At 71.6% G+C, this 2,774-nt stretch carries 3 protein-coding genes; 2 read left to right on the top strand and 1 reads right to left on the bottom strand.

Features of this window, described 5'->3' with window-relative positions:
• Positions 1 to 253 precede the first annotated feature (253 nt).
• The gene (locus tag MBSD_RS13960; protein ID WP_062537905.1) at positions 254 to 1,384 is read right to left on the bottom strand and encodes a LysM peptidoglycan-binding domain-containing protein; all 1,131 of its coding nucleotides are present in this window, start codon (positions 1,382 to 1,384) and stop codon (positions 254 to 256) included.
• A gap of 192 nt (positions 1,385 to 1,576) precedes the next feature.
• Between MBSD_RS13960 and def the strand changes: the two genes are divergently transcribed.
• Both def and fmt read left to right on the top strand, forming a co-directional pair.
• Complete coding sequence (gene def / locus MBSD_RS13955; protein WP_062537904.1) at positions 1,577 to 2,107, top strand: peptide deformylase; 531 nt, start codon at positions 1,577 to 1,579, stop codon at positions 2,105 to 2,107.
• Between the two features lie 4 nt (positions 2,108 to 2,111).
• Positions 2,112 to 2,774 (top strand): methionyl-tRNA formyltransferase (gene fmt / locus MBSD_RS13950; RefSeq protein ID WP_062537903.1); only part of this gene is annotated, 663 nt, incomplete at its 3' end.

The following is a 2,774-nucleotide window of genomic DNA, read 5'->3' as shown; positions in this document are numbered from 1 at the left end:
CAGCCAAGCGCGCGCCTCGGCGTCCGCGCGCGGTTCGCCGCGGCCGCACGCCGCTGCCGCGAGCGCCGCGCGCGCGTCGCCGCCCGCCTGCGCCAGCCAGGCGCGCAGCGTCGCCGCGCCCGCGCCGGGCGTGCGCAGCAGGGTCAGCCAGGCGCGCAGCTCGTCTCGCTCGTGCATCCGTGCAGTGTAGCGGGGGCCGAAAACGCGACGGCGCGGCCGGAGCCGCGCCGTCGTGTCGGAAAAAGCCGTGCGGTCACTCCGGCATGCGCGCCGGATCGCCGATGTGCACCGGCTTGATGCTGTCCATGATCAGCGCGTAGCTGACGTGGTCGAAGGTGCGGAACACCATGGCGTGGCCGACGAACTCCTCCGGCAGCGTCACGCGCTCGCCGAACGCGCGGCGCTGGCTGGAGGAGGCCACGTCGTCGTGGATGTTCTCGCCGGGGCGGACGATGGTGTAGGTCTGGCCGTTCTCCACGCCCTCGCTCTTGCCCGCCGAGAACGCCACCACCTGGTGCGGACCGGCCGCGTCCATCGCGTCGCTGAAGGCGATCACGCGCAGGTTGTCGGGCACCTTGGCCGGCGCGTGCGGGAAGAACGCGGCGTCGTACGGCGTGTCGTCCAGCGGCAGCAGGCGGTCGCCCTTGCGGATCTCCATGGTGGAATCGCGCAGCAGGGTCGTGGCCGGATCGCCGCCGCGCAGGTATTCGGCGGTGCCGATCACGGTGACCTCGTAGCCGAGCGGCTTGCCCTTGCCGAGGTGGCCGTCGTGCAGGGTGTCCTGGTGCCACGGGCCGGCGTACATCTCGACGTTGCTGTCGAGCTCGTCGGCGATCTGGTCGCGGTAGTTGTCGCTGCCGTCGAAGCTGGTGAAGACGTGGGTGGGGCGCACCACCGCGTAGCGCTGGCCGGGCTGCGCGCCGGCGAGGCCGCGCACGTAGAGGAACTGGCCGGGGGTGCCGCGCAGCTGATTCTCCTCGAGGCCGACCACGTACGGCGCCTTGACCAGCGTGTCGCGGTCGAGCACGCGGGTGTCCTTGAGGAAGGGCTTGATCGCGGACAGCGGCAGCGCCGGCACGGCGCTCTCCGTCGGCTCCGCACGCGCCTGCGGCTGCAGGCCGAGATGCGCGCGGCCGCCGCTGTAGCCGAGCACCAGCACGTCGCCGGGATAGATCAGGTGCGGGTTGCGCACCTTCTGGTTGACGTCCCAGATCTCCGGCCACAGCCAGGGCTTGGTGAGGAACTTGGCGGAGATGCTCCAGAGCGTGTCGCCCTTCTTGACGACGTAGGTGTCCGGATGGTCCGGGCGCAGTTCGGTCGTCGCCGCGTACAGGGTCAGGGTCAGGCCGAGGCCGGCCAGCAACGCAAGCGTTTTCTTAAGCATGGTGGGCAATCCCCCGATCCCCCGAGGTTTTCGCGAGTGTATCCGAATTGTTAACGGGTGGAAATCGCGCGGCTGTGACCGCCTGCGCGAATTCGCGCGGCACGTCCGCCACCCGTAAAATGGCTTGCATCATAGGTACGGGCCGGCTTGGGTTTCGCCAACTCGCCCGCAATTCAGGTGCAGGTGAAATCCATGGCGCTGCTGAACATCCTCGAATTTCCCGATCCGCGCCTGCGCACCAAGGCGGCGCCGGTGAGCGAGTTCGGCCCGGCCCTGGCGAAGCTGGCCGAGGACATGCTGGAGACCATGTACGCGGCGCCCGGCATCGGCCTCGCCGCGACCCAGGTCGACGTGCACCGGCAATTGCTGGTGCTGGACGTCTCCGAGGAAAAGAACCGGCCGATGGTGCTGGTCAATCCGAAGATCCTGTCGAAGGAAGGCAGCCAGACCTACCAGGAGGGCTGCCTGTCGGTGCCCGGCATCTTCGCCGACGTCGAGCGCGCCGAGCGCATCCGCGTCGAGGCGCAGGACGCGCACGGCAAGCCCTTCACCCTCGACGCCGACGGTCTGCTGGCCGTGTGCATCCAGCACGAGATGGACCATCTCGCCGGCAAGCTGTTCGTCGACTACCTCTCGCCGCTGAAGCGCGAGCTGGTGCGCAAGAAGCTCGAGAAGCAGCGCCGCCAGGCGGCGTCCGCCGCGCCTGCGGCCGCCGCGCTGTAAGCCGATGACGCGCCCCCTGCGCCTGGTGTTCGCCGGAACACCGGAGTTCGCCGTGCCGTGCCTCGCCGCCTGCCGCGCCGGCGGCGCCGAGGTCGTCGCCGTCTACACGCAGCCCGACCGCCCCGCCGGGCGCGGCCGCGCGCTGACGATGAGCCCGGTCAAGCAGGCCGCGCTGGCGGCGGGCATCGCCGTCGAGCAGCCGGAAAGCCTGAAATCCGCCGAGGCGCAGCAGCGCCTGCGCGAGTACGCGCCGGAGCTGATGGTGGTGGTCGCCTACGGCCTGATCCTGCCGCGCGCGGTGCTGGCGATCCCGCCGCTCGGCTGCTGGAACGTGCACGCCTCGCTGCTGCCGCGCTGGCGCGGCGCCGCGCCGATCCAGCGCGCCCTCCTCGCCGGCGACGCCGAGACCGGCGTGTGCCTGATGCGGATGGAGGCGGGGCTGGACACCGGCCCGGTGCTGCTCGTGCGGCGCACGCCGATCGCGCCCGACGACACCGGCGGCAGCCTGCACGACCGCCTCGCCGCGCTCGGCGCGGAGGTGCTGGCGGAAGGCCTGGCGCGCGTGCGCCGGGGCGAGCCGCCGGCGGCGACGCCGCAGCCGCAGGACGGCGTCACCTACGCGCACAAGCTGGACAAGGCCGAGGCGCGGCTCGACTTCGCCGAACCC

The sequence above is a fragment of the Mizugakiibacter sediminis genome, assembly GCF_000953855.2.
Taxonomy (GTDB): Bacteria; Pseudomonadota; Gammaproteobacteria; order Xanthomonadales; family Rhodanobacteraceae; genus Mizugakiibacter; species Mizugakiibacter sediminis.
This window is presented reverse-complemented; position numbering and strand designations above follow the sequence as displayed.